The sequence below is a fragment of the Nonomuraea sp. JJY05 genome, from assembly GCF_043496855.1.
Lineage (GTDB): Bacteria > Actinomycetota > Actinomycetes > Streptosporangiales > Streptosporangiaceae > Nonomuraea.
This window is the reverse complement of sequence record NZ_JBIEIS010000015.1, coordinates 214,166-234,652: the sequence shown is the minus strand read 5'-3', so window position 1 is coordinate 234,652 and position 20,487 is coordinate 214,166. Positions and strand designations below refer to the sequence as shown.

Here is a 20,487-nt window from a genome sequence, read left to right as displayed (position 1 = left end):
GTCCCCGGCCGGTGCGCGTTCGCGCTCGGCGGGCACGTGCACCATGAGGTGGCTCGTCGACTCACCATGATCTCCCCGAGCCGCCCCCTCCATCGTCAGCCAACCAGGCACGGCATTGTAAGTCAAGCGACTGATTTAATGTGGTGGCCGAAAGTGTCGGCAAGCTGGTCAATGTCTTCGCCGTGGATCGCTGGGGAGAGATCGAGAAGCGATCGTGGCACGCCAGGCCGACCGGCTCGCCGAGCGGGTCAAGGCGCTGGACGAGCAGGGGCGCAAGGAGGTCGCGGCCCGATTGCCGGAGCTGCTTGAACTGCCGCCCGAGACGGTCGCCGAGCCGCGCACCGCCCTGGGCTTCGTGCTCGGCCCCGTCGCCCAGGCGCCGGAGCTCATCGGCTTCTGAGGCCGGGGTCAGCCGGAGAGAGGCTGGGCCGCGCGGGCCCGGGGGGTGGTGAGGGCGGCGAGGAGGCCGGGGAAGGCCTCGTCCATCTCCTCCCGGCGGAGGGTGTTCATCCGCGCGGTCCCGATGTAGTACTGCCGGATCAGGCCCGCCTCCCGCAGCACGTTGAAGTGGTGGGTGGCGGTGGACTTGCTGACCGGTATGTCGAAGTCACCGCACTTGATGTCCTCGCCGGCGGCGTCGAGCTGCGTCACGATGCTCCGGCGTACCGGATCCACGAGGGCCTCCAGCACCTGCTGGAGGCCGAACTGCGACACCTCGGGGTGCGGCGGTGTACGTCCCATGGGCCAATAGTACGACAGACATCGAAGTTTGACGACGATCGTACTTCTCTCTACAGTGAGCCGCGTTCGCAGCGAGAGAGAAGGGCGTTGTCATGGCGAGGACTGTGCGGTTCCACGAGGTCGGCGGACCCGAGGTGATGCGGCTGGAGGACCTGGAGCCGGGCGAGCCGGGGCCGGGCGAGGTGCGGATCCGGGTGGACGCGATCGGGGTCAACAGGGCGGAGGCGCTGTTCCGCAGCGGCCGGTACATCGAGCAGGTCAAGCGGTTCCCGGCCGGGCTCGGCTCCGAGGCCGCGGGCGTGATCGAGACGATCGGCCCGGAGGTGACCGGGTTCGAGGAGGGGCAGGCCGTCAGCGTCGTGCCGACCTTCTCCTACAACGACTACGGCATGTACGCCGAACGGGCGATCGCGCCGGCGAGCTCGCTCATGCCCCGCCCCGACGGGGTGGACGCGGTGTCCGGCGCGGCGGTGTGGATGCCCTACCTGACGGCCTACGGCGCGATGGTGGAGGTCGGCGGGATGCGGGCGGGCGACGTGGCGGTGGTGAACGCGGCCTCCAGCAGCGTCGGCCTGGCCGCGATCCACACGGCCAGCCGCCTGGGCGCCACGCCGATCGCCGTCACCCGCACCAGCGCCAAGAAGCGGCGGCTGATCGAGGAGGGCGCGGCCGAGGTGATCGTCTCGGACGAGGAGGACGTGGCGGCCCGCCTCCTGGCGCTGACCGGCGGCCGGGGCGCCGAGTACGTCTTCGACGCCGTCGCCGGACCGGGCGTGACGGAGCTGGCCAGGGCCGTGGCGGCGGACGGGACGCTGTTCCTGTGGGGTGCGCAGAGCGGGCAGCCGACGCCCTATCCGGGGTTCGACCTGGGCATGCCGGCGCTGAACCTGCGCACGTACACGGTGCACGAGATCACCAGAGATCCCCGGCGGATGCGCCGCGCCGCGGCGTTCGTCGGCTCGGGGCTGCGTTCCGGGGCCTTCCGCGCGGTGGTGGACCGCCTGTTCCCGCTGGAGGAGATCGTGCAGGCGCACCGGCACATGGAGTCCAACACCCAGTTCGGCAAGATCGTCGTCACCGTGGGCGGCGGGAACTCGAAGCCCTCCGGGAAGTAGTAGTTCGTCCGGCCACGCTGGCCCTGCACGCCTTTGCGGCCCACCTGGAAACCGCACAGGGCCGGCGCACCCGCCGCACGCCACTTCCGTTCGTCGGCGGTCGTGGAGGGCCGGGTGTAGAGCGGCGTGGTCTCCACGGCAGGGCCGCGGGGAGTCATCCAGAAGATCAGGCGGACGCTGTCCTCGATGTTGTACCTCTGCTTGGCCGCTTGACCAGTTGACCCGCCCCTCTCGACACAACACCCCAAGCGGCGGCGGTGCCGGCGCATCGATCGCTTCTCGTTTCGCACGAGCACGGGGTGGAACCCGATCGTGGATCCCGCCAACCCGGCATACGACGGGCAACGCATCGTCGGCGCCCTCCCGTACCCGCTGGACCGGCCGAATCCCCAGCCCCCGCGATGGACGCGCCGACTCCTCACCCTGACCGCGGCTCCGGCCGTAGCGGATGTCGTCCTCGCTGTGGGCGTGGCCACCGAGGTGCCGATCTCAGAGGGTCTCAGCAGCCGGCCCCGGGCACGTCGCACACCTTCACGGCCATCTTCCGCGCCTGCCCGACCAGGCCGCGGAAGTCCTTCAGCGGCAGGCTCTTGGACACTCGGCCGGTCTCTCCGACGATGTACAGCGTGGACCCGCGCCGCATCGCGACGTATCTGTAGGAGGTCTCGTGGTTCAGCCAGCCAGCCCGCAGCGCCTCGTCGCCCGCGGTTGCGGGCTTGGTGAAGAAGCGCGAGCGGCGCAGGTAGCCCTTGTCCACGACCGCGCAGCGCGCCAGGCGAGTCCGTAACTGCCGCATCGCCCGCTCGGCGTACGCGACGTTCTTGTAGAGGACGAGTTGCTCGTCCTTCATGTCCATGTCGTCATCCGAGGTGTAGACCATCGTCCTGGCCGCCACGCGGCCTGTGTCCCACGCCTTGCCGGTGTCGCACGGGTTCAGCCGCAGGACCTTGCCGGTGGAGTCGCTCTTCTCATATGCCTCCCCCGACTTGGCAGGTGGGTGCGACTCCATGAACAGCGTCCCCTGCGGGAGCCCGCCAAGAGTGCCCACGACCGCCGCCGTTGCCAGCGCGGCGATTCCCGTATGCAGCATCAAGCCTCCCCATCGATCCAACAACGGGTACGACTCCGGCTGGCTCCGCTTTGTTCGCCTCTCTGTGACCGGAAGGTCTCGCCGCTGCCCCGGCCCTCTGAAGCCTCGAATTGCCGCTGTACCTACTAGTATGTACGATGGCGGCGTGGACATGAGGGAACGGTTGATCGAGAGCACCCGTGAGCTGCTGTGGGAGCGCGGATACGTGGGCACCTCGCCGAAGGCGATCCAGCAGCGGTCCGGGGCGGGCCAGGGCAGCATGTACCACCACTTCCGCGGCAAGCCCGACCTGGCGCTGGCCGCCATCGCCCGGAGCGCCGAGGAGATGCGCGGACGCGCGGAGGCGGAGCTGTCCGGCCCCGGCACCCCGCTCCGGCGCATCACCACCTACCTGCGCCGGGAGCGCGACGCGCTGCGGGGCTGCCCGGTCGGCCGGCTGACCCAGGACCCCGACGTGATGGGCGATCCCGAGCTGCGCCGTCCGGTCGAGGAGACCTTCTCCTGGCTGCGGAGCCGTCTCGCCGCCGTCCTCGCGGAAGCGCGGGAGAGCGGCGAGCTCGCGGCCGGGCCCGATCCGGCGGCCACCGCCACCGCGCTGGTGGCGGTGCTGCAGGGCGGATACGTGCTGGCCCGCGCCGCCGCCGACGCGGAGGTGTACGCGCAGGCCGTCGACGGCGCGCTCGGCCTGCTCGCCGGGCACGCCAAGTGAAGGGTACGAAGGGAGCATCCCCATGAGCGCCATCAACCGTGAGCACCTGGTGACCGGAGACCTGACCGGCCGGCCCGGGCGGATCGACCGGGTGGAGACGCACCGGGTCACCCTGCCGCCGGGGGCGGCCGGCGGCCCGCACACCCACCCCGGGGGCGTCGCCGGTTACGTCACCGGCGGCCGGATCGTGTACGAGCTCGACGGGCACCCCGCCCAGGAGCTCCGCGCCGGGAGCGCCTTCTTCGAGCCCGCGGGCGCGACCGTCCACCGCTTCGACAACCTCTCCGGCACCGAGCCGGCCACGTTCGTCGCCACTTACCTGCTCACCGGTGACCAGCCCCTGATCGAATCGCTGTGAAAGAAGGAACCCATGCCCTTTGTTCGTATTGACGCCCTCCGTGCGGACCCGCAGCGGCTGGAGGCCCTGGGCCGGGCCGTGCACGACGCCCTGGTCGAGGCCATCGGCATCCCGCACGACGACCTGTTCCAGGTGCTCACCAGCCACGACGGCACGCGGGGCACGCTCCGCTACGACGACGGCTACCTCGGCATCCACCGGGACGACGACCTCGTGTTCGTGGCCGTCACCATGCGCGCGGGACGCACCGCCGGCCAGAAGCAGGCCCTCTACCGCAGGATCGCCGAGCTCGCCGAGGAGTACGCGGGCACCGAGCCGCGGAACGTGTTCGTCACGATCAGCGAGAACTCGCTGCTCGACTGGTCGTTCGGCGAGGGCGTGGCGCAGTACGCCGACGCCGCCCGGTAAGCCCGCTCACAGGTCGCCGCGGTACCAGGCTTCGGTCTCGGCGGCCACCGCGTTCTCGTCCGGTCGCGGAGGTCGTACCCGATCGCTCCAGTGGCGCAGCCCCCGCGCGAGCTGGGCCGCGTGCTCCGGGCGTACGGATCCGTGCGCGGTGAAGTACGCGACGATCGGCCCGGCCGCGGGATCGCCGGCGTCGCAGCGGGCGCACAGGAGGACCTCGCTGACGCCCCGGACCTCGTTCCCCGACGCGTTCGTCCAGGTGTGCGGCAGGCGCAGCACGGCGAGGACGCTGTCGGTGCGGCACCGGGGGCAGACCCAGTCGCCGGTCATGCTCCGCCGATCGCGTCCGTGCCGAGCAGGGCCTTGATGTCCCCGTAGAGCGCCGGTTCGGCGGTGACCCGGAACGGCTGCAGGTTCAGCAGCACGGTTTTGGCGCCGGGGCGGTGCAGGCGCACGTGTACGGGCGCCCGGCCGGGATGGGTGGTCAGGATGTGCCTGAACTCCTGGACGAGCCGCAGGCTCAGCTGCTTCTCCTGGATCGAGATCACCACGGGGGGCTCGGTGTCCGCCCGGGAGACGTCGAGAAGGGTGATCTCCTCGCCGTACACGCTCATCGTCTCGTCGCGGACGTTGATCCGGCCCCGCACGGAGATCACGCGGTCCTGGGCCAGCGCCTCGCCGTACAGGATGTAGGTCTTGGGGAAGACGAGCACCTCGACGGCGGCGTCGTGGTCCTCCAGGGTGACGATCGCCCACGGGCTGCCCTGCTTGGTGACCTTGCGCTGCAGGCCGGAGATGATGCCGCTGATCCGGGTCGCCCCGTCCTGCCGTCCGGAGGCCAGCAGGTCGGCGAGGGTGGTGTCGCGGTTGGCGTCCAGGACGTGTTCGGCGCCGTCGAGCGGGTGGCTGGAGACGTACAGGCCGAGCATCTCGCGCTCGAAGGCCAGCAGGGTGACGCCGTCCCACTCGCCCTCGGGGATCGCGATGGAGAAGGCGTCGCTCTGGCTGGGCTCGCCGAACAGCGAGTCCTGGCCGCGGGCCTCGTTCCGCTTGACGTCGATGATCGCGTCGACGGCCTGTTCGTGGACCTCGACCAGGGCCTTGCGGTGATGGCCCAGGCTGTCGAACGCGCCGGCCTTGGCCAGCGACTCGATGACGCGCTTGTTGCAGACGGCCGTCGGGACCTTGCCGAGGAAGTCGTTGAAGTCGGTGTAGGGGCCCTGGGCCTCCCGGGCGGCGACGATGGCGTCCACGACGCCGGCTCCGACGTTGCGTACGGCGCCCAGGCCGAAGCGGATGTCGGACCCGACGGCGGCGAAGTCCAGCCGGCTGGCGTTGACGTCCGGGGGCAGCACCTTGATGCCCAGGCGGCGGCAGTCCGACAGGTAGACGGCCATCTTGTCCTTGTCGTCGCCGACGGAGGTGAGCAGCGCGGCGAGGTACTCCTGAGGGTGGTTGGCCTTGAGGTAGGCGGTCCAGTAGGAGACCAGGCCGTACCCGGCGGTGTGGGACTTGTTGAAGCCGTAGCCGCTGAAGGGGACCAGGACGTCCCAGACCGCCTTGATCGCCTCGGTGGAGAAGCCGCGTGCGCTCATGCCGGAGGAGAAGCGGTCCCATTCGGCGTCCAGGACCTCTTTCTTCTTCTTGCCCATGGCCCGGCGCAGCATGTCGGCGGCGCCGAGGGAGTAGCCGGCCAGCTGCTGGGCGATGGCCATGACCTGCTCCTGGAAGACGACCAGGTGATAGGTGTCGCCCAGGATGGGCTCCAGGGCCTCCTCCAGCTCCGGGTGGATCGGCTCGACCGGCTGCTTGCCGGTCTTGCGCAGGGCGTAGTTGGTGTGGGCGTTCATCTCCATCGGCCCGGGCCGGTACAGCGCGTTCACCGCGGCGATGTCGGTGAACGTGGTGGGCTGCATGAGTTTCAGCAGGACCCGCATGCCGCCGCCGTCCAGCTGGAAGACCCCGAGCGTGTCGCCGCGCGCCAGCAGCCGGTACGTGGTGGCGTCGTCGAGCGGGATGCCGAGGATGTCGATGTCGACGCCCTTGTTGGCCCGGACGTTGGCGATCGCGTCGCCGATCACCGTAAGGTTGCGCAGACCGAGGAAGTCCATCTTCAGCAGGCCCATGTCCTCGGCCTGGGTGAAGGGGAAGCCGGTCACGATCGGGCCGCCGGCCTTGGGCCTGACCAGCGGGATCACGTCGATCAGGGGCTCGCTGGACAGGATCACGCCCGCCGCGTGGATGCCGGTGCCACGGGTGAGGCCCTCGATGCCGGCCGCGGTGTCGAGCACCCGTTTGACGTCGAGGTCCTGCTCGTACATCTGGCGCAGCTCGGCCGCCTCGCCGTGCCGGGGGTGGCCCTTGTCGTGGATGGCGGCCAGCGGGATCTCCTTGCCGCCGACCGCCGCCGGGAACGCCTTGGTGATGCGGTCGCCCAGGGCGTACGGCAGGCCCAGCACGCGGCAGGAGTCCTTGACGGCGGCCTTGGCCTTGATGGTGCCGAAGGTGACGATCTGGCAGACGCGGTCGTCGCCGTACTTGCGGGTGACGTAGTCGATCATCTCGTCGCGCCGCCGGTCGTCGAAGTCGAGATCGACGTCCGGCATGGAGATGCGCTCGGGGTTGAGGAAGCGTTCGAAGATCAGTTTGTGCTCGATCGGGTCGAGCTGGGTGATCCCCGTGCAGTACGCGACGATCGACCCGGTGGCCGAGCCGCGGCCGGGGCCCAGGCCGATCCCGCGCTCCCGGGCGTGGCGGCAGATGTCGGCCACCACCAGGAAGTAGCCGGGGAAGCCCATGGCCTCGATGACCGACAGCTCGTAGTCGATGCGGTCGAGCACCTCCTGCGACGGCGGGCCGTAGCGGTGGCGGGCGCCTTCGAGGGTCTCCTTGCGCAGCCAGCTGGCCTCGCTCTCGCCCTCGGGCACGGGGAAGCGCGGCGTCAGGTCCCGGTGGGCGAACACCTCGCCGTAGTCGCCGACCCGCTCGGCGATCAGCAGCGTGTTGTCGCAGGCGCCCGGCACCTCGGCGTCCCACAGCGCGCGCATCTCGCCGGCGGACTTGACGTAGTAGCCGCTGCCGCTGAACCGGAACCGGTCGGCGTCGGCCAGCCGCTTGCCGGTGCCCACGCACAGCAGCGCGTCGTGCGCCGGGGCCTGGTTCTCGGCGACGTAGTGCGAGTCGTTGGTGGCCAGGGGCGGCAGGCCGAGCTCCTTGCCGAGCTTGAGCAGCTCCTCGCGGACCCGGCGCTCGATGGCCAGGCCGTGGTCCATCAGCTCCAGGAAATAGTTGTCCCTGCCGAAGATGTCGCGGTAGCGGGCCGCGGCCTCGATCGCCTCGGCGTCCTGGCCGAGCCGCAGCCTGGTCTGCACCTCGCCGGACGGGCAGCCGGTGGTGGCGACGATGCCCTGGCCGTGCTCGGCGAGCAGTTCATCATCCATACGCGGATATTTCTGGACATGGCCTTCAAGCCAGGCCCGCGACTGCAGCCGGAACAGATTCCGCAGCCCCTGCGCATCGGCCGCCCACATCGTCATGTGCGTGTACAGGCCGCGCCCGGACACGTCGCCGCCCTCGCCGGTCTCGTCGTCGGAGCGGCGCAGCGCCAGATTGTCGCTGTAGTACACCGGCTGCCGGTGGTGCCGCGAGAGCGGGGCGACGTAGCTCTCGATGCCGATGATCGGTTTGATCCCCGCCTTGCCCGCCGCCTGGTAGAACTCGTACGCCCCGTGTACGTTGCCGTGGTCGCTCATCGCCACCGCGGGCATCCCCTGCCGGGAGACCTCATCCATCAACAGCCCCACCTTGGCCGCGCCGTCGAGCATGCTGTACTCCGTATGCACGTGGAGATGCACGAAAGATTCCACCGAGACCACGCCTCCTGGTTGTAGGCTCACCCGCGAACCCGAGCATTCGATCCGAGAGCAGGCCCGGTTGTCCAACAATCGACACACCGAAGAATCACAACCAACAGTGGTCGATGAGGCGGCAGCCGACCTGGACCTCGCCGCCGTCCGCGCCTTCGTGGCCATCACCGAGGACCGCTACTTCAGCGAGGCCGCCGCCAGGCTGGGCATCAGCCAGCAGGCCGTCTCCAAGCGGATCGCCAAGCTCGAGTCCGACCTCGGCGTACGGCTGTTCTCCCGCACCCGCACGGGGGCCGACCTCACCGAGGACGGCAAGGCGTTCCTGCAGCACGCCCGCGCCCTCGTCGGCATCGCCGACCAGGCGCGCGAGGTGCTGCGCGGCCGGCGCCGCTCGCTCCGGGTCGACGTCATGGACACCCGGATGCACTCCAGCGACCTGATCCGGAAGTTCCACGAGAGCGCCGAGGGCGTGGACATCGAGGTCGTCACCTCGAACGGGCTCCGATCGGCCCGCGGCGCGCTCGCCCGCGGGTCCGTCGACGCCGCCTTCGCCCGCGTCAGCGGGACGCTGGAGGATGACCTCCGGCACGTGCCGGCCTACCTCGACCCCGTGCATCTGCTGGTCGGCCGCGACCATCCGCTGGCCGGCCTGCGGGAGGTGGAGGCCGAACGCCTCTCCGGGTGGACCGTCTGGATGCCCGGCAACGTCCCGGGCAGCGAATGGGCCGAGTTCTACGGCATCCTGAGCGCCGCGTTCGACATCCCGCTCGACACCGCGGGGCCGGACTTCGGCTGGGAGTACTTCACGGAGCAGATCGCCTGCGGTGAACGCATCGGGTTCGTAGGGGGGCGGCTCCGCATGCCCTGGAACCCGCGCACCGTCCAGATCCCGGTCATCGCTCCCGCCCCGGTGTACCCGTGCTCACTGATCTTCCACCGGCACAGCCATCACCCGGTGCTGGCCCGGCTCGTCCGCTACGTCACGGACCACTACCAGCCGTTCGACCCGCGCCGCCAGTGGCTGCCGGACCCCGACCGCGCCGCCTTCACCATGGCCCCGTAGCGGGCAGCCGGACCGGCCCGGCTTCGGGCTCTCGTCATGGGTCACGGTCGGCCGGTGGCCGCAGGGGTTCCGAGATCCAGGTGGTCGAGTTGGGCTCGGGAGGTTACGCCGAGTTTGGGGTAGGCCTTGTAGAGATGCTGCGCCACCGTTTTGGGGCTGAGGAAGAGCTGCCCGGCGATGTCGCGGTTGCTGAGGCCGGCCGCTGCCAGCCGTACGACCTGGAGTTCCTGGGGCGTGAGCCGGTGCAGGCTCGCGGCGTCGGTCCGGTATCCCGGCCGGGCCTCGCCGGCGGCGTCCAGTTCGGCCCGCGCCCGGTCGGCCCACGGTCGCGCGCCGAGGTCCTCGAAGATCCGCAGGGCGGTCCTGAGCTGGATCCCCGCCCTGGCCCGGCTGCGTCGCCTGCGCAGCCACTCGCCGTAGGCCAGGCACGTCCGGGCATGCTGGTACGGCTGCGCGCATCGTTCGTGGAGTTCGATAGCGGCCTCGAAGTACTCCCCCGCGTCACCGCCCGAGGTCGTCATGGCTCGGCAGCGGAGCGCCATGGCCGAGACCCAAGGTCTCCGTGCCGTCCTGGTCCACTCCATGAGCGTCCGTAGCGACCGCTCGGCGACCTCGGTCCGGTTGGCGCGTACCCCCGCCTCGATCAGGTCGGCGGCGCACCACGCGGCGACGATGGGGTGCCGCGTGGCCTCCAGATGGCCGACAGCCTGCGCCGCGCGCCCCATGCCCAGCTCGAGCAGGCCGAGCGCCCATGTGCCGAGAGCCCCGGCAGGTAACACTCCGTGCTCGTCTCCATAGCGGATACCGGCCTCGGCGAGCATGCGGCACCGCTCGTGGTCACCGCTGATCGCGGCCAGCCAGGCCAGCAGGCCACCGAGATGGGCGAGGCGGTGGAGCTGGCCGATGTCGCGGCCGATGTCGTAGCCCTCGGTGGCGTTGGTGAGCGCGTTTAGATGCCGTCCGCCGAGCAGTTGCGCCTCGGCGATGATCTCGAGCGCATGTGGCAGGATCCCGACCATGCCGTGCGTCCTCGCGTGCTCCGCGACGGGCTCGGCCAGCTCGAGCGCGATCGTGTCCTGTGCCGTGATGAGGGCGAGTGAGGCCGCGAGGAGACGTTCGGCGGGCCGATGAGCCGGCTAGTGGTGCGCCGCCGCGATCAGCTCGTGAATGGGGGTTCCGACGCCTCCTCTGCCCGCCAGCAGGTCGGCCATCGCCCGCATTGCCCTGACCAGCGGCGTCAGGCCTGAGCCCGGTGGCACGTCGATGTGACTCAGCCGCTCCGCGGCATCGTGCGCCCGGCCGGCGTCACCGCTGAAGGAGAAGGTGCGGATGGAGTGGGCGAGCATCAGCGCGGCGCGCTCGGGATCGGTGCGCTCGATGGATTCGGCGCTCTTCACCAGGACCTCTCCCGCGTCCGACGGGAAGCCCAGCTCGAACTCCACGGCGGCGCGCACCCTCGCCAGACCGGCCAGCCGGGCGGGGTCGTGAGTGAGGGGCTCGGCGCGACGCGCGAGGTCACGCGCCTGCCCGAGCTGACCTGACTGGACCGCCGCCTCGGCCGCATAGGAGAACCGCAGGCCGCGCTGGCGGCGATCGGCGGTCAGGTGGGCGGCCCGCTCGTAGGCGGCGGCCGCGGTGGCGTACCCGGTCCGGCCGCCTGCACGGTGGGCAACCCCTTCGAGGGCGGCCCCAATGGCGTCATCGGACCGGGTGGCGGCCAGGGCCAGGTGCCAGACCCTGCGGTCGGCGCTCTCGCCGTAGGTGAGCAGGACGTCGGCGAGCGCGCGGTGCGCCGCGCAGCGGCGGGTGAAGGGCGCGCCCTGGTAGACGGCCGACCTGACCAGTGGGTGCCGGAACGCCAGCAGGCCACCGTCGATCCGTATCAGGCCGGCGGTCTCGGCCGATTCAAGGGCCTGCTCGGCTTCGGCCTGCCCGTCGGCCAGCTCCGCGGCTCGAAGGACCAGCTCCAGGTCACCCGTGTCGTCGGCGGCCGCGAGGAGCAACAGGCGTTGCACCGCCTCCGGCAACGCGTCGACCTGGCGGTGAAACGTCTCGTGCAATTTCCGGGTGACTGGCAGAGGGGCCTGCGGGGCGCCTGAACCCTGCCGGGCGCTCAACCCTTGCGAACCTCCCAGGCCGCGGGCGCCGAAACCCTGCGGATCGGCGACCCCGGCCGTCTTCGCGAACTCGATCAGCGCGAGCGGGTTGCCGAGCGCCTCACTCATGATCCGTTCGCGCAACTGCGGAGTGAGCCCGGGCGCCCGTTCACGCAGCAGCGCTTCGGCGGCGGCCGGGTCCAGCCCCGTCAGGGGGAGCTCGTCAAGCCCCGCGAGCGCGGGCCAGTCGTCCCTGGCGGCGAACAGCAGCACCACGCCCCGGACCGTCAGCCTGCGGGAGGCGAAGATCAGCGCGTCCGCGGAGGACCTGTCCAGCCATTGTGCGTCGTCGATCAGGCAGAGCACGGGACCGCTGCCGGCCAGCAGCGTCAGGACCGCGAGGCCGACGAGGAACCGGTCCCCGGTGGCGGGGCCGAGCCCCATCGCGCCGCGAAGGGCGGCCGCCTGAGTGCGCGGCAGCTCCTTCAGCCTGTGCATGACGGGCTGAAGGAGCTGGTGCAGTCCGGCGAAAGGGAGTTCGGCCTCGGATTCCACGCCGTTGGCCCACAGCAGGCGTACGTCTTGCGCGGTGTCGCGCGCGTGCTCAAGCAGCGCGGTCTTGCCGATGCCCGGCCCGCCCCTGATGATCAGCGCGCCGCTCCCGCCATCCGCCATGCCGGCCAGCAGCCCGTCGACGACCTGCCGTTCCCGCACCCTGCCCGTCAAGGACGACCCGCGCACAGTTGATCATTGTGCCGCCTTCTTCGCGCCCTGGCCAGAGTCAGGGCAGCACGCGGGGGAAGATACCGGGGAAGGCGTCGAGGGCGTCCCACACGTCGGTGAAGTACTCCCTGCAGTCGCCCGAGCCGTCCAGATTGCTGCCGCCCGAGTGGATGCCCTTCACCTGAACGCGGCCGTTCGACATGACGTAGTACGTCGGGCCTCCCGAGTCGCCGTGGCCCGTGCACGTGCCGGTCTTGGAGCCGGCCACGACATTGCGGACGGTCTCACCGCCGCTGTAGTTGATGTTGACGCCGTAGTTGTAGACCTTCCACCCGCAAAGCTCGCCCCTCTTGTAGCCGCTGTTGCAGTACGTGTCGCCCACCCCGGTGCGGCGCGGTGCGAGCTGGCCGATGATCGAGGTGTAGGGGTTGCTGACGGATCCGCGGTAAATGTAGTAGCCGCTGGTCCCGTTGGGGATCTCGATCAGCGCGAGGTCGCCTCTGAACTCACTCTGGCCGGGTAACAGCGTGGATCCCCGCCCGTCGTACCAGTTCTCCCTGGTGTTCTCGCTGACCCAGCCCATGTAGTCGGTGTCGTTCCCGTTGAAGAAGAAGCCGCCCTTGGGAGCGCAGTGGCCTGCGGTCAGCATCCCCGACTTGTCGCCCGGCAGCCACACGGGGATGCCGGAGGAGCATCCGACCACATTCCCGTCGGGGGACTGGCGGATCGTCATCTCCGCGGCTCCACCCCAGTTGTCGGGTCCGTCGTCGGAGCGGCTGGACTTCGTGGGGTTGAAGGCGGGATCGACCTCGACGGCGAACGCGTCGGCTCCGTACCTTGCCGTCAGCGCTTGGAGCATCGCGTCGGTGGTCTTGTTCACCGTGACGATCACCCGGTTGTGCTCGGCGTCGATGCGGGTCATCCGGATGGCCTCCGCATCGGGGACATCCGCCGCCGGCTCCCCGATCGCGCCATCCTTGATCTTCTCCAGTACGGCCTTGCTCCGGGTGACCGGCCGCTGGACAACGTCCTTCCCTTGACCGGCGGCCAGGCGGTTGCCGGTGCCGGTCACCGTTCCGAGGACCACCTGGCCCGTCTCCGGGTCCACCCACGGCTCGCCGAAGTCGTCGGGGTGCTGCTCGGCCAGCTTCCGTGCCCTGTCCAGAGCCAGTGCCGTGGGCTCGGGCAACGTCTTGACATCGGTCGACTGCGGCGACAGCAGCACGGGCCCGCGCGGGGGCGCCGCCGAGGCGAGCGCCGCTGCGGGCATGGTGGTCACCACGGTGAGAGCTAATGCTGTGGCCAGACCTATGGTTCTTCTGCGCACGCGTTCCTCCACGTTCCCGAGAGCCCGAATGGCGACCAATCTAGGGACGTGGCAGGCAAATCGAATCAGGAGCGTAGCCTCAAAAACCGTGCACGCCGGCCCGCTGGAATAGGTAACCGGCCGCGAGGTGGATCTTCGTGAGAGCACCCGCTGGGGCGGCTCCCGCCAGGCCTCAGCACGCGTCGCAGCTCGGCCGGTGTCGGTCCCCGGCCTTGCGGGTAGTGCAACTCAAGTGCCGGAGAGAAGAAACCGGCAGCAGCGGGGGCAAGGGCGGCTGCCGGGTGAGGCGGACGTCGATGGCGCCATGGCGGACGGCGACATCGTAAGCCGCGTCGTCGCGCGATCAGGCGGGTGCCGAGGTCATTACCCCTTCGGTTTGAAGTAGTGCGCGACCATGAAAGCGGTGACCTTCTTGCCGATCTTCGCGCCTTCGACGTCGGCCGTTCGGGTATGGATCCCGCCCCAGATGCGGGCTTCGACGACCTCGGCCAGAGCCTGCGAGAAACTGCGGAAATACCTGGTGGTACCCGAGGCGGCGCTGTAACCGCTGAAGGGGATGTCGTCGCGACCGAAGAAATACGCCAGCGCCGACATGCTCGCCGCTGTGAAGCAGGTATGTCCGGACGTGTAGTCGGGGTGCGGTGGTGTAACGAGCAATGGCGTCCAGTCGGGATCGGCCGCCGTTCTTGGATTGCCGTCGGTGCCGGCCAGGCGGATCGCGGTGACCGGCCGCCAGAGGTTCCACGCTGCCTTCTCGTTGTAGCAGGCGATCGTGGCGTCGGCTTCGGCCAGGTCGACCATCGCGAACATCCGCGCCGTCTGCAGCGTGTTCAGTTGCCGCTTCGTCGCCAGCTGGCGCTTGATCTCCCATTCGGCCAGATGCCGGTCGTGCCACCAGATCGCGGCTTGTGTCTGGTCGGACGTCCTGACCGTGCTGGTCGCCGAGCCGATGGACTTGACCTCGTTGAAGTCCCGGGCGTACCGGTGGCTGGTGAGCGATGGCGGGCCGGACGTGCGGAACATGGAGGCGCTGCGGATGAGGAACGGTTTGAGGTCACCGACCCAGGCCCCGTCGGAGGCGAAGGTGGGTGGCGCCGGCCGCCACTGACCGGGCTGGGTGCCCACGGTCCAGGTCTGGTCTCCGAACGCTCCGTCGTTCTGCCGTGCGGCGTTCATCGCAGCGGCCGCCTCAGTGCCCACGGTGATTCCGCGTTGCTTGGCGGTACCGTCGGGAATCACGGCCAGCGCCTCGTCGTACTGCGTCTTCAGCCTCGCTCGCTGTTCTGGGAACAGAGCGTTCAGCACAAGGAAGCCCGCGGTCGCGACGGCAGCGTCCGTCGACTCGGTCCCATCGGCAGGCGGCGCGATCAGGTATGGCTGATAGGGAGTGCCGGCGATCGCGTTCGCGGCGTCGTAAACGGCTCCGTGCACCATCGCGAAGCTGCGCGCCTGGACCTGTGGCTGCTGGCCGGCAATGTCCCATATCGCCGTCTGGGCGTTCTTGTCCCAGATGATGACGGCATTGGGAGGCGTGTTCGACGTCGACGCGTTCGCGAACGACGGGCCGAGTCCGATCGGAGACCCGCCAGCGATGACTCCGGCGACGGACAAGTGAACGGCCTTGTGCCGGAGGACGCCTGCCCATTCGGCGTAACGTAATTTGACCATGATGGGAAATTACTCCGACTGCCGCTGGTCTAGTGGCCCGTCACGCAACCTTGGCCGGGTAACTGGTCCAGCTACGGATGGTTGAGCTGGCGGCGAAGCAGGTTTTCGGTTGCGCGCGTTGCGCCAGCGGACGTAGCCGCCGAGTGGTGTATCAACAAAGCTGGAGGGTTACCGGGCGGTGGCCCTTCGCACCGACAAACGCCAGAGCGTCTACCATGACACACCACCGACGTGGCCTCGATCAGGATCTGGCTCCGCGACCCGATTATCAAGGCGGCACACCCTAGTGTGACGTGGTATGAATCTTGGTCAGTGGGGGGCATGGACGCGGCTGGTCCTGGTCCTGGTCGTGGTGGCGGGGGCTGTCGTCGCCTCTCCCGTCCGATCGACCCCATCCACCGCGACGGGGCACCTCGAAGAGGCCTTACAGCCGGACCCGTCGCTCACCGCCATGGCGCCGCATCCTGGCTGGCGGGTCATACCCCCCGGCGAGCTGGCCTGTCACGCCGGGCCGGGGGGTGGCCGCAGTTTCATCCACCTCCACGGCGTGGCCGCGACCGGCCCCGATGATGCCTGGGCCGTTGGGACGTGCCAGGCCGCCGACTATGACTGTTACTGGGCCGGTGCGGATTGCCGCGACCACCTGGGCATCGTCCGGCGCTGGGACGGGCGGCGTTGGAGCCAGATACGCATGCCGGTTACCGACGGCTTCGACTCGGTCGTCGCGTTCGCCAAGGACGATATCTGGGTGGGAAGCTTCGAGGGTCCCTTTCACTGGAACGGACGGCGTTGGTCGAAAAAGAGCCAAGGGCTGAAGGGGCGGTGGGGGAAGAATCTCGGCCTGTCGGGCGTGCACCCGGGCAACCTGTGGGGATTCGACAGGCACTCGCGGCTGTATCGGTGGGCAGGTCGACGCTGGCAGAAGGTGAGCCTGCCCGCAGGATGGCATATCACGGCGCACAGTTCGGAGATCACCGCCGGTTCGGGCGACGACGTGTGGGTGCGGGGTATGAGCACCGAGGTCGACGAGGATGCGGGTGCGGGGCGCTTTCGTGACGCGCATTACGACGGTCGGCGCTGGCGCTTCCTGCCCGATCCTCCCAGGGGCTACGAAGTGGACAAGATCGCCGTGGTCGGCCCGGACACGTGGGCGGCCCTGCACTCCGAGAGCCCTTCCGGTGCATACACCGTGATCCTGGCCCGCTGGGACGGCCACACGTGGGTGCGATGCTCCTCCCCGATTCGGATGGGGTTCGACAACGTGGCGATGGTCGCTGACGGACAGGGCGGAATATGGCTCCTGAACGAGAAGTTCGTGGGGCACTGGAACCGCCGCCACTGGAACGTTGCTGAGCTGCCGGACACGCTGCCCCGTACGGCGTCGGTTTCCGACCTGGCTCACGTGCCAGGCACGACCGCCATCTGGGGCGTTGGCGAATATGGCACCGACGGATATGGCGAGTTGCCGTTCATCGAGACAACCGGCTCGCTTTCACCGAGCAGGTGATCAGTGGTCAGCCGGATGCAGGCTCGTATCCGGCCGGCTGATGTCGGGAGCTAGTGGCTCGTCACGCAACCTTGGCCGGGTAACTGGTCCAGCTTCGTATGGGTGAGGTGGCGGCGAAGCTGGTCTTCGGTCGGGCACGGGCGTTGCGCCAGCGGACGTATCCGCTGATGGCCGCGTTCTGTTCATCATGGGTGAGGTGATCGGTGCCGTTCAGGGCGTAATAACGCAGCGCGGCGAATTCGGACTCGATCCAGTTCAACCACGAGCCATAGGTCGGTAGAAATACCAGCTCGACGTCGTTGTCGGCGGCCCAGGCGCGGACCTGGGGATGCTTGTGCGGCGAGTAGTTGTCCATGATCACATAAGGCCTCTCGCCGGGCCATCGCGAGCGCAGGGTCTTCAGAAAGGACAGAAACTCCCGCCACCGCTTACGCCGGCGGATGCGGTAGTACAGCCTGCCGGTGGCCGGATCCAGCGCGGCGATCATATGCATGACGCCGGAGTACCGGTTGTAGGTGGCCCGCAGCCGGGCCGGGCTTCCGGCCGGCGCGCCCGAACTCCAGGGCGGGGTGGGCGTGCAGGGCGTTCGACCAGTCGAGGAGGGCACGTACCCCGCCCTTGTGGCAGCGGACGTTGGCCCTGCGGACGTCCAGGTGGAGCAGGGCGCCGCGGCCGAGCGGCGCGGCGATCGGGAGCAGCCGTCCGGGGGAGGGCGGCGGCGGCCAGTCGTCCCTGAGACGGGCGATCTCCCGCCAGCGGCGCAGGATCCTGCCGACCACGAGCCGGGGCGGCGGCAGGTGTTCGGCGGCGATGGGTCGCGGCCCGGGGAGCGGGAGCGCGTGGAGGCGCGCCAGGAGCTCGCCGAGGCGGAAGCAGTCCAGCTCCGAGCCGTCGTCCTCCACGTAGCAGCTGATCAGGATGTCCGGCTCGTCCGGGGTCTCGGCGAGGACGAGGGCGACGGGCTCGGGTACGGGCAGCCCGTGATCGCTCAGCAGGCGGGTGAGCCGGTACTCCTGGCGCAGCAGGGCGCGGGTGTCGACCCGAGGGTCGTTGACGTTGGAGTCGAAGCGGCGTTCGCCGACGCGGACGGCGACCGGAGCCCCGCCGCCGTCCGGCCGGCCGCGGAAGACGGAGAACTCCAGGCCCCGCCCCAGCGGCTCGAGGCCGATGATCCCGAGGTCGGCCAGGCGCTCGTCCAGGCCGGGACTGCTGCTCGCCACGGGGCCGGACTCAGCCGTCCTCCTCCAGCCAGAACCCGGACCGCTCCAGCCACCGTTCGAGCAGCGCCGAATCCCCGGTGACCTCGACCCTCGGCGCGGGACGCCGGTAGACGAACAGGAGCAGCTCACTCACCGGCCCGCGAACCGTCACGGAGGCGTCCCCGTGCCCGCGCTTCCAGACGGGCGCGTCCCCGCCGAGGTCGACCAGCCACTCGCCGTTGAAGCTCAGCGCCCGTCCCGGGCCGAGCAGCCCGTGCCCCTCGTACGCCTCCGGCACGCAGCTGAACCCCAGCCACTCCTCCAGCCCCTCGACGGCGACCTCGTCGTCAACCTCGAAACCGGCCCTCAGGGCGAGCGCGGCATCGGCCCGGTGCAGCACGGTCTCGAACAGCGCCCGCCGCGCCCAGAACGCCGGAGTGGCCGGCCCCTGCGGCGTCCACACGGGCCCCTCGGCCCCGCGCAACGCCTCCACCAGCAGCTCCGCGCCCTCCCCGAGCCAGGGATCGAGTTCGCCCGCCACCTCGTCCGTGTACGCGTCGAGATCGTTGATCCGCTCGTCGGAGACCGGCTCCACGGACCGCGACGCCACGACCGTCCCCATCCAGCGATGGACCTCGCCGACGTGCCGCAGCAACTGCCCCAGAGACCATCCAGGACAGGTGGGCACGGGCGTCCTCATGTCCGCGTTCTTGATCAGCGATCGCAGCAGCTCGGTCTGCCCGGCGATCTCGGCCCGCATCCGGTCGTAGCTCAACAGGGACATGCCCGCCACCCTAGGGGCGATCAGACAGCCGCAGCAATCGCTTTCCGGCCCGCCAGGAATCGAGCAGGTGTGGCTCCCCGAGTCAGAAGCCGAGGCCGAGGAGCACCGTGTGCGTCCTCCGGGCTGTGCACGTGCTTCCTGCGCGACGGCTCGCTCCACCCGAACGTGGCCCGCCGCCAGTCCTCATAGGGTTCCATCGGACCAGTGGCCGGGATCCACCTCGCGCCACGGCCATTCCGCGATGCCGGCGGGTGGCGTCCTCCGTCATGGGCGCGAGTCAGGCCGTCCCCGTCTTCTCGGGGTGGCGCTGCCGTACGGGTGTGGCCAGCGCGATCAGCGCCAGCAGCAGGCAGGACGCCCCCGCGACGACGAACACCGTCGTCGCACCGTAGTGCGCGGCGCCCCAGCCGAGGGCGGCCGCGCCCACCGGCCCGAGCGAGAAGTGGATCGTCCAGAACGCCGACGTCACCCGGCCCAGCAGGTGAGCGGGTGTCACCTGCTGGCGCAGGGACATGGAGTTGATGCCGGCCAGGCTCACGCATGCCAGGTAGAGGGCCATGATGGCGGCCACGCCCCACACGGAGCCGGCGAGCCCGAGGCTGAGGATGGCCAGGCCCGACACGATCTGCGCCCCGATCCACAACGGTCCGAACCCGAGCATCCGCCGCATCCGGGCCACCAGCGCCGAACCGGCCATCGTGCCGACCGCCCCGACGCCCAGCACGACGCCCACCACGGAGTCCGGCTGGCCGAGGTCGTGCTTGAGCCGGTAGATGACGATATCCGTCAGCCCGAGCGTCATGAAGATGAAGAACGACAGCAGGATGGTCAGGGTGCGCAGCACCGGGTGCCGGAGCAGGAACTCCGCCCCGGCCAGCAGCTCCCGCCACGGCCGCCGGCCGGGCGCGGGCGCCACCGGCTCCACGGCCTCGACGGTGTACCGGGAGGCGCGGGTCAGCAGGACGCCGAGCGCGGACAGCCCGAAGCTGGCGGCGTTGATGGCGATCGCGGCGGTCGGACCCAGGTGACCGCTCACCACCCCGGCCAGGGTGGGGCCGAGGATGCCCGCGGCGGCGGCCGTGGCGTACAGCATGCTGTTGGCCTCGGTGACGAGCTTCTCGCCGGCCAGGCCGCGGACCGCCGACACGTACGTGACCTGGAAGAGCATGCCGACGGCGGCGGCCATCGGCAGCACCGCGTACAGGAGCCAGACATGCTGGCCGAAGATCCAGGCCACCGGGATCGCCACGTACAGCACGAGCCTGATGACGTCGCAGGCGATGAGCAGCCGGCGCCGGTCGAACCGGTCGGCGAGCACCCCCGCGAACACCCCGGCCGCCACCGACGCCGCCCCCGACACGCCGGTGAGCAGCCCCATCTGGGCGACGGAGCCGGTGACATCGAGGATGAGGAGGGGCACCGCGATGAGCGCGAACGAGTCACCCGCCACGGACAGCGTCTGGGCACACCAGAAGATCAGGAAGTCACGGTCGCGCCACAGCGACCGGCTCACCGGCCGCGCGTCAGCGCGCATCGGCCACGGGGCCTGCCTGGGAGGATCGGTACGCCGGGAGCCGGGAGAAAATCACGCGGGCCACACTATCCCTCCCGATCCGGGCCACGCCGCTCAATTTCCGGCCCCCGTGCCGGCGCGGCCGCCGAGATCCTCACCCCCTGAGACGCTCTTCCACGAGGTGGGTGACGCCCGCGAAGCGGGTCAGCTCGTCCGCAGGGACCCGGCCCGCCGAGCACCCCGATTTCCGGCTGACGGCACCGTGGTCGTCATGGCCGCGCCGCTGCCGGGTGAGGGGCGCCGCGAAGCCCGCGGCGCCCCCG

General features: G+C 70.1%; 19 protein-coding genes. 7 read left to right on the top strand and 12 right to left on the bottom strand.

What is annotated here, in order from left to right:
• Positions 1–214: 214 nt before the first annotated feature.
• Entirely contained in the window at positions 215–400 is a 186-nt protein-coding gene (locus ACFKCF_RS25335; protein WP_394497269.1) for a hypothetical protein, read from the top strand.
• Positions 401–408: 8 nt separating this feature from the next.
• On the opposite strand, the gene ACFKCF_RS25330 is transcribed toward ACFKCF_RS25335, so the two are convergent.
• Positions 409–741: an ArsR/SmtB family transcription factor gene (locus tag ACFKCF_RS25330; RefSeq protein WP_394497267.1), complete on the bottom strand. Its 333-nt coding sequence runs from the start codon at positions 739–741 to the stop codon at positions 409–411.
• 92 nt (positions 742–833) lie between these two features.
• On the opposite strand from ACFKCF_RS25330, the gene ACFKCF_RS25325 reads away from it, so the two are divergent.
• Positions 834–1,856, top strand: coding sequence for a zinc-dependent alcohol dehydrogenase family protein (locus ACFKCF_RS25325; protein WP_394497265.1), 1,023 nt, complete (start codon positions 834–836; stop codon positions 1,854–1,856).
• Positions 1,857–2,355: 499 nt separating this feature from the next.
• Here ACFKCF_RS25325 and ACFKCF_RS25320 read toward each other — a convergent pair whose 3' ends face one another.
• Positions 2,356–2,946 (bottom strand): hypothetical protein, encoded by a 591-nt coding sequence (locus tag ACFKCF_RS25320; RefSeq protein ID WP_394497263.1) that lies wholly within the window; start codon positions 2,944–2,946, stop codon positions 2,356–2,358.
• 151 nt (positions 2,947–3,097) lie between these two features.
• Here ACFKCF_RS25320 and ACFKCF_RS25315 point away from each other — a divergent pair, with 151 nt between their 5' ends.
• From ACFKCF_RS25315 to ACFKCF_RS25305, 3 genes are read left to right on the top strand one after another with little or no spacing between them, the layout of a single operon-like run.
• On the top strand, positions 3,098–3,655 hold the full coding sequence (locus tag ACFKCF_RS25315; protein WP_394497319.1) for a TetR/AcrR family transcriptional regulator: 558 nt from the start codon (positions 3,098–3,100) through the stop codon (positions 3,653–3,655).
• Between the two features lie 22 nt (positions 3,656–3,677).
• Positions 3,678–4,013 carry a cupin domain-containing protein gene (locus ACFKCF_RS25310; protein WP_394497262.1) on the top strand — a complete coding sequence of 112 codons (336 nt, stop codon included), beginning with the start codon at positions 3,678–3,680 and terminating at the stop codon, positions 4,011–4,013.
• 12 nt (positions 4,014–4,025) lie between these two features.
• Positions 4,026–4,421 carry a tautomerase family protein gene (locus ACFKCF_RS25305; RefSeq protein ID WP_394497260.1) on the top strand — a complete coding sequence of 132 codons (396 nt, stop codon included), beginning with the start codon at positions 4,026–4,028 and terminating at the stop codon, positions 4,419–4,421.
• 6 nt (positions 4,422–4,427) lie between these two features.
• On the opposite strand, the gene ACFKCF_RS25300 is transcribed toward ACFKCF_RS25305, so the two are convergent.
• Together ACFKCF_RS25300 and dnaE are read right to left on the bottom strand one after the other, a co-directional pair.
• Positions 4,428–4,748 carry a DUF6300 family protein gene (locus tag ACFKCF_RS25300; RefSeq protein ID WP_394497258.1) on the bottom strand — a complete coding sequence of 107 codons (321 nt, stop codon included), beginning with the start codon at positions 4,746–4,748 and terminating at the stop codon, positions 4,428–4,430.
• Complete coding sequence (dnaE, locus tag ACFKCF_RS25295) at positions 4,745–8,293, bottom strand: DNA polymerase III subunit alpha (RefSeq protein WP_394497256.1); 3,549 nt, start codon at positions 8,291–8,293, stop codon at positions 4,745–4,747. Before dnaE ends, ACFKCF_RS25300 begins: the two co-directional genes overlap by 4 nt.
• A gap of 97 nt (positions 8,294–8,390) precedes the next feature.
• On the opposite strand from dnaE, the gene ACFKCF_RS25290 reads away from it, so the two are divergent.
• Positions 8,391–9,347 (top strand): LysR family transcriptional regulator, encoded by a 957-nt coding sequence (locus tag ACFKCF_RS25290; protein WP_394497254.1) that lies wholly within the window; start codon positions 8,391–8,393, stop codon positions 9,345–9,347.
• A 41-nt stretch (positions 9,348–9,388) separates the two neighbouring features.
• Here the strand turns inward: ACFKCF_RS25290 and ACFKCF_RS25285 are convergent, their stop codons facing one another.
• The 4 genes from ACFKCF_RS25285 to ACFKCF_RS25270 all read right to left on the bottom strand — a co-directional run bounded on the left by ACFKCF_RS25285 (position 9,389) and on the right by ACFKCF_RS25270 (position 15,161).
• On the bottom strand, positions 9,389–10,366 hold the full coding sequence (locus tag ACFKCF_RS25285; RefSeq protein ID WP_394497252.1) for a LuxR C-terminal-related transcriptional regulator: 978 nt from the start codon (positions 10,364–10,366) through the stop codon (positions 9,389–9,391).
• Positions 10,367–10,483: 117 nt separating this feature from the next.
• Complete coding sequence (locus tag ACFKCF_RS25280; protein ID WP_394497250.1) at positions 10,484–12,184, bottom strand: AAA family ATPase; 1,701 nt, start codon at positions 12,182–12,184, stop codon at positions 10,484–10,486.
• Between the two features lie 40 nt (positions 12,185–12,224).
• Positions 12,225–13,493 (bottom strand): S1 family peptidase, encoded by a 1,269-nt coding sequence (locus ACFKCF_RS25275; protein WP_394497248.1) that lies wholly within the window; start codon positions 13,491–13,493, stop codon positions 12,225–12,227.
• 363 nt (positions 13,494–13,856) lie between these two features.
• The gene (locus tag ACFKCF_RS25270; RefSeq protein WP_394497247.1) at positions 13,857–15,161 is read right to left on the bottom strand and encodes a vanadium-dependent haloperoxidase; all 1,305 of its coding nucleotides are present in this window, start codon (positions 15,159–15,161) and stop codon (positions 13,857–13,859) included.
• Between the two features lie 298 nt (positions 15,162–15,459).
• Between ACFKCF_RS25270 and ACFKCF_RS25265 the strand changes: the two genes are divergently transcribed.
• Entirely contained in the window at positions 15,460–16,668 is a 1,209-nt protein-coding gene (locus ACFKCF_RS25265) for a hypothetical protein (protein WP_394497246.1), read from the top strand.
• Between the two features lie 61 nt (positions 16,669–16,729).
• Here ACFKCF_RS25265 and ACFKCF_RS25260 read toward each other — a convergent pair whose 3' ends face one another.
• From ACFKCF_RS25260 to ACFKCF_RS25245, 4 genes are all read right to left on the bottom strand, one after another.
• Positions 16,730–17,161 (bottom strand): transposase, encoded by a 432-nt coding sequence (locus ACFKCF_RS25260; protein WP_394497244.1) that lies wholly within the window; start codon positions 17,159–17,161, stop codon positions 16,730–16,732.
• Positions 17,097–17,888 carry a phosphotransferase family protein gene (locus ACFKCF_RS25255; protein ID WP_394497243.1) on the bottom strand — a complete coding sequence of 264 codons (792 nt, stop codon included), beginning with the start codon at positions 17,886–17,888 and terminating at the stop codon, positions 17,097–17,099. Before ACFKCF_RS25255 ends, ACFKCF_RS25260 begins: the two co-directional genes overlap by 65 nt.
• Before the next feature lie 10 nt (positions 17,889–17,898).
• Positions 17,899–18,651: a maleylpyruvate isomerase family mycothiol-dependent enzyme gene (locus ACFKCF_RS25250; protein ID WP_394497241.1), complete on the bottom strand. Its 753-nt coding sequence runs from the start codon at positions 18,649–18,651 to the stop codon at positions 17,899–17,901.
• Positions 18,652–18,928: 277 nt separating this feature from the next.
• On the bottom strand, positions 18,929–20,185 hold the full coding sequence (locus ACFKCF_RS25245; protein ID WP_394497239.1) for an MFS transporter: 1,257 nt from the start codon (positions 20,183–20,185) through the stop codon (positions 18,929–18,931).
• Positions 20,186–20,487: the final 302 nt, after the last annotated feature.

Bases quoted from the DNA above. Each gene is read 5' to 3' on its own strand.
- ACFKCF_RS25330 (WP_394497267.1), bottom strand. From the start codon at position 741: ATGGGACGTACACCGCCGCACCCCGAGGTGTCGCAGTTCGGCCTCCAG.
- ACFKCF_RS25325 (WP_394497265.1), top strand. From the start codon at position 834: ATGGCGAGGACTGTGCGGTTCCACGAGGTCGGCGGACCCGAGGTGATG.
- ACFKCF_RS25320 (WP_394497263.1), bottom strand. From the start codon at position 2,946: ATGCTGCATACGGGAATCGCCGCGCTGGCAACGGCGGCGGTCGTGGGC.
- ACFKCF_RS25315 (WP_394497319.1), top strand. From the start codon at position 3,098: ATGAGGGAACGGTTGATCGAGAGCACCCGTGAGCTGCTGTGGGAGCGC.
- ACFKCF_RS25310 (WP_394497262.1), top strand. From the start codon at position 3,678: ATGAGCGCCATCAACCGTGAGCACCTGGTGACCGGAGACCTGACCGGC.
- ACFKCF_RS25305 (WP_394497260.1), top strand. From the start codon at position 4,026: ATGCCCTTTGTTCGTATTGACGCCCTCCGTGCGGACCCGCAGCGGCTG.
- ACFKCF_RS25300 (WP_394497258.1), bottom strand. From the start codon at position 4,748: ATGACCGGCGACTGGGTCTGCCCCCGGTGCCGCACCGACAGCGTCCTC.
- ACFKCF_RS25285 (WP_394497252.1), bottom strand. From the start codon at position 10,366: ATGGTCGGGATCCTGCCACATGCGCTCGAGATCATCGCCGAGGCGCAA.
- ACFKCF_RS25270 (WP_394497247.1), bottom strand. From the start codon at position 15,161: ATGGTCAAATTACGTTACGCCGAATGGGCAGGCGTCCTCCGGCACAAG.
- ACFKCF_RS25265 (WP_394497246.1), top strand. From the start codon at position 15,460: ATGAATCTTGGTCAGTGGGGGGCATGGACGCGGCTGGTCCTGGTCCTG.
- ACFKCF_RS25260 (WP_394497244.1), bottom strand. From the start codon at position 17,161: ATGCATATGATCGCCGCGCTGGATCCGGCCACCGGCAGGCTGTACTAC.
- ACFKCF_RS25250 (WP_394497241.1), bottom strand. From the start codon at position 18,651: ATGTCCCTGTTGAGCTACGACCGGATGCGGGCCGAGATCGCCGGGCAG.
- ACFKCF_RS25245 (WP_394497239.1), bottom strand. From the start codon at position 20,185: ATGCGCGCTGACGCGCGGCCGGTGAGCCGGTCGCTGTGGCGCGACCGT.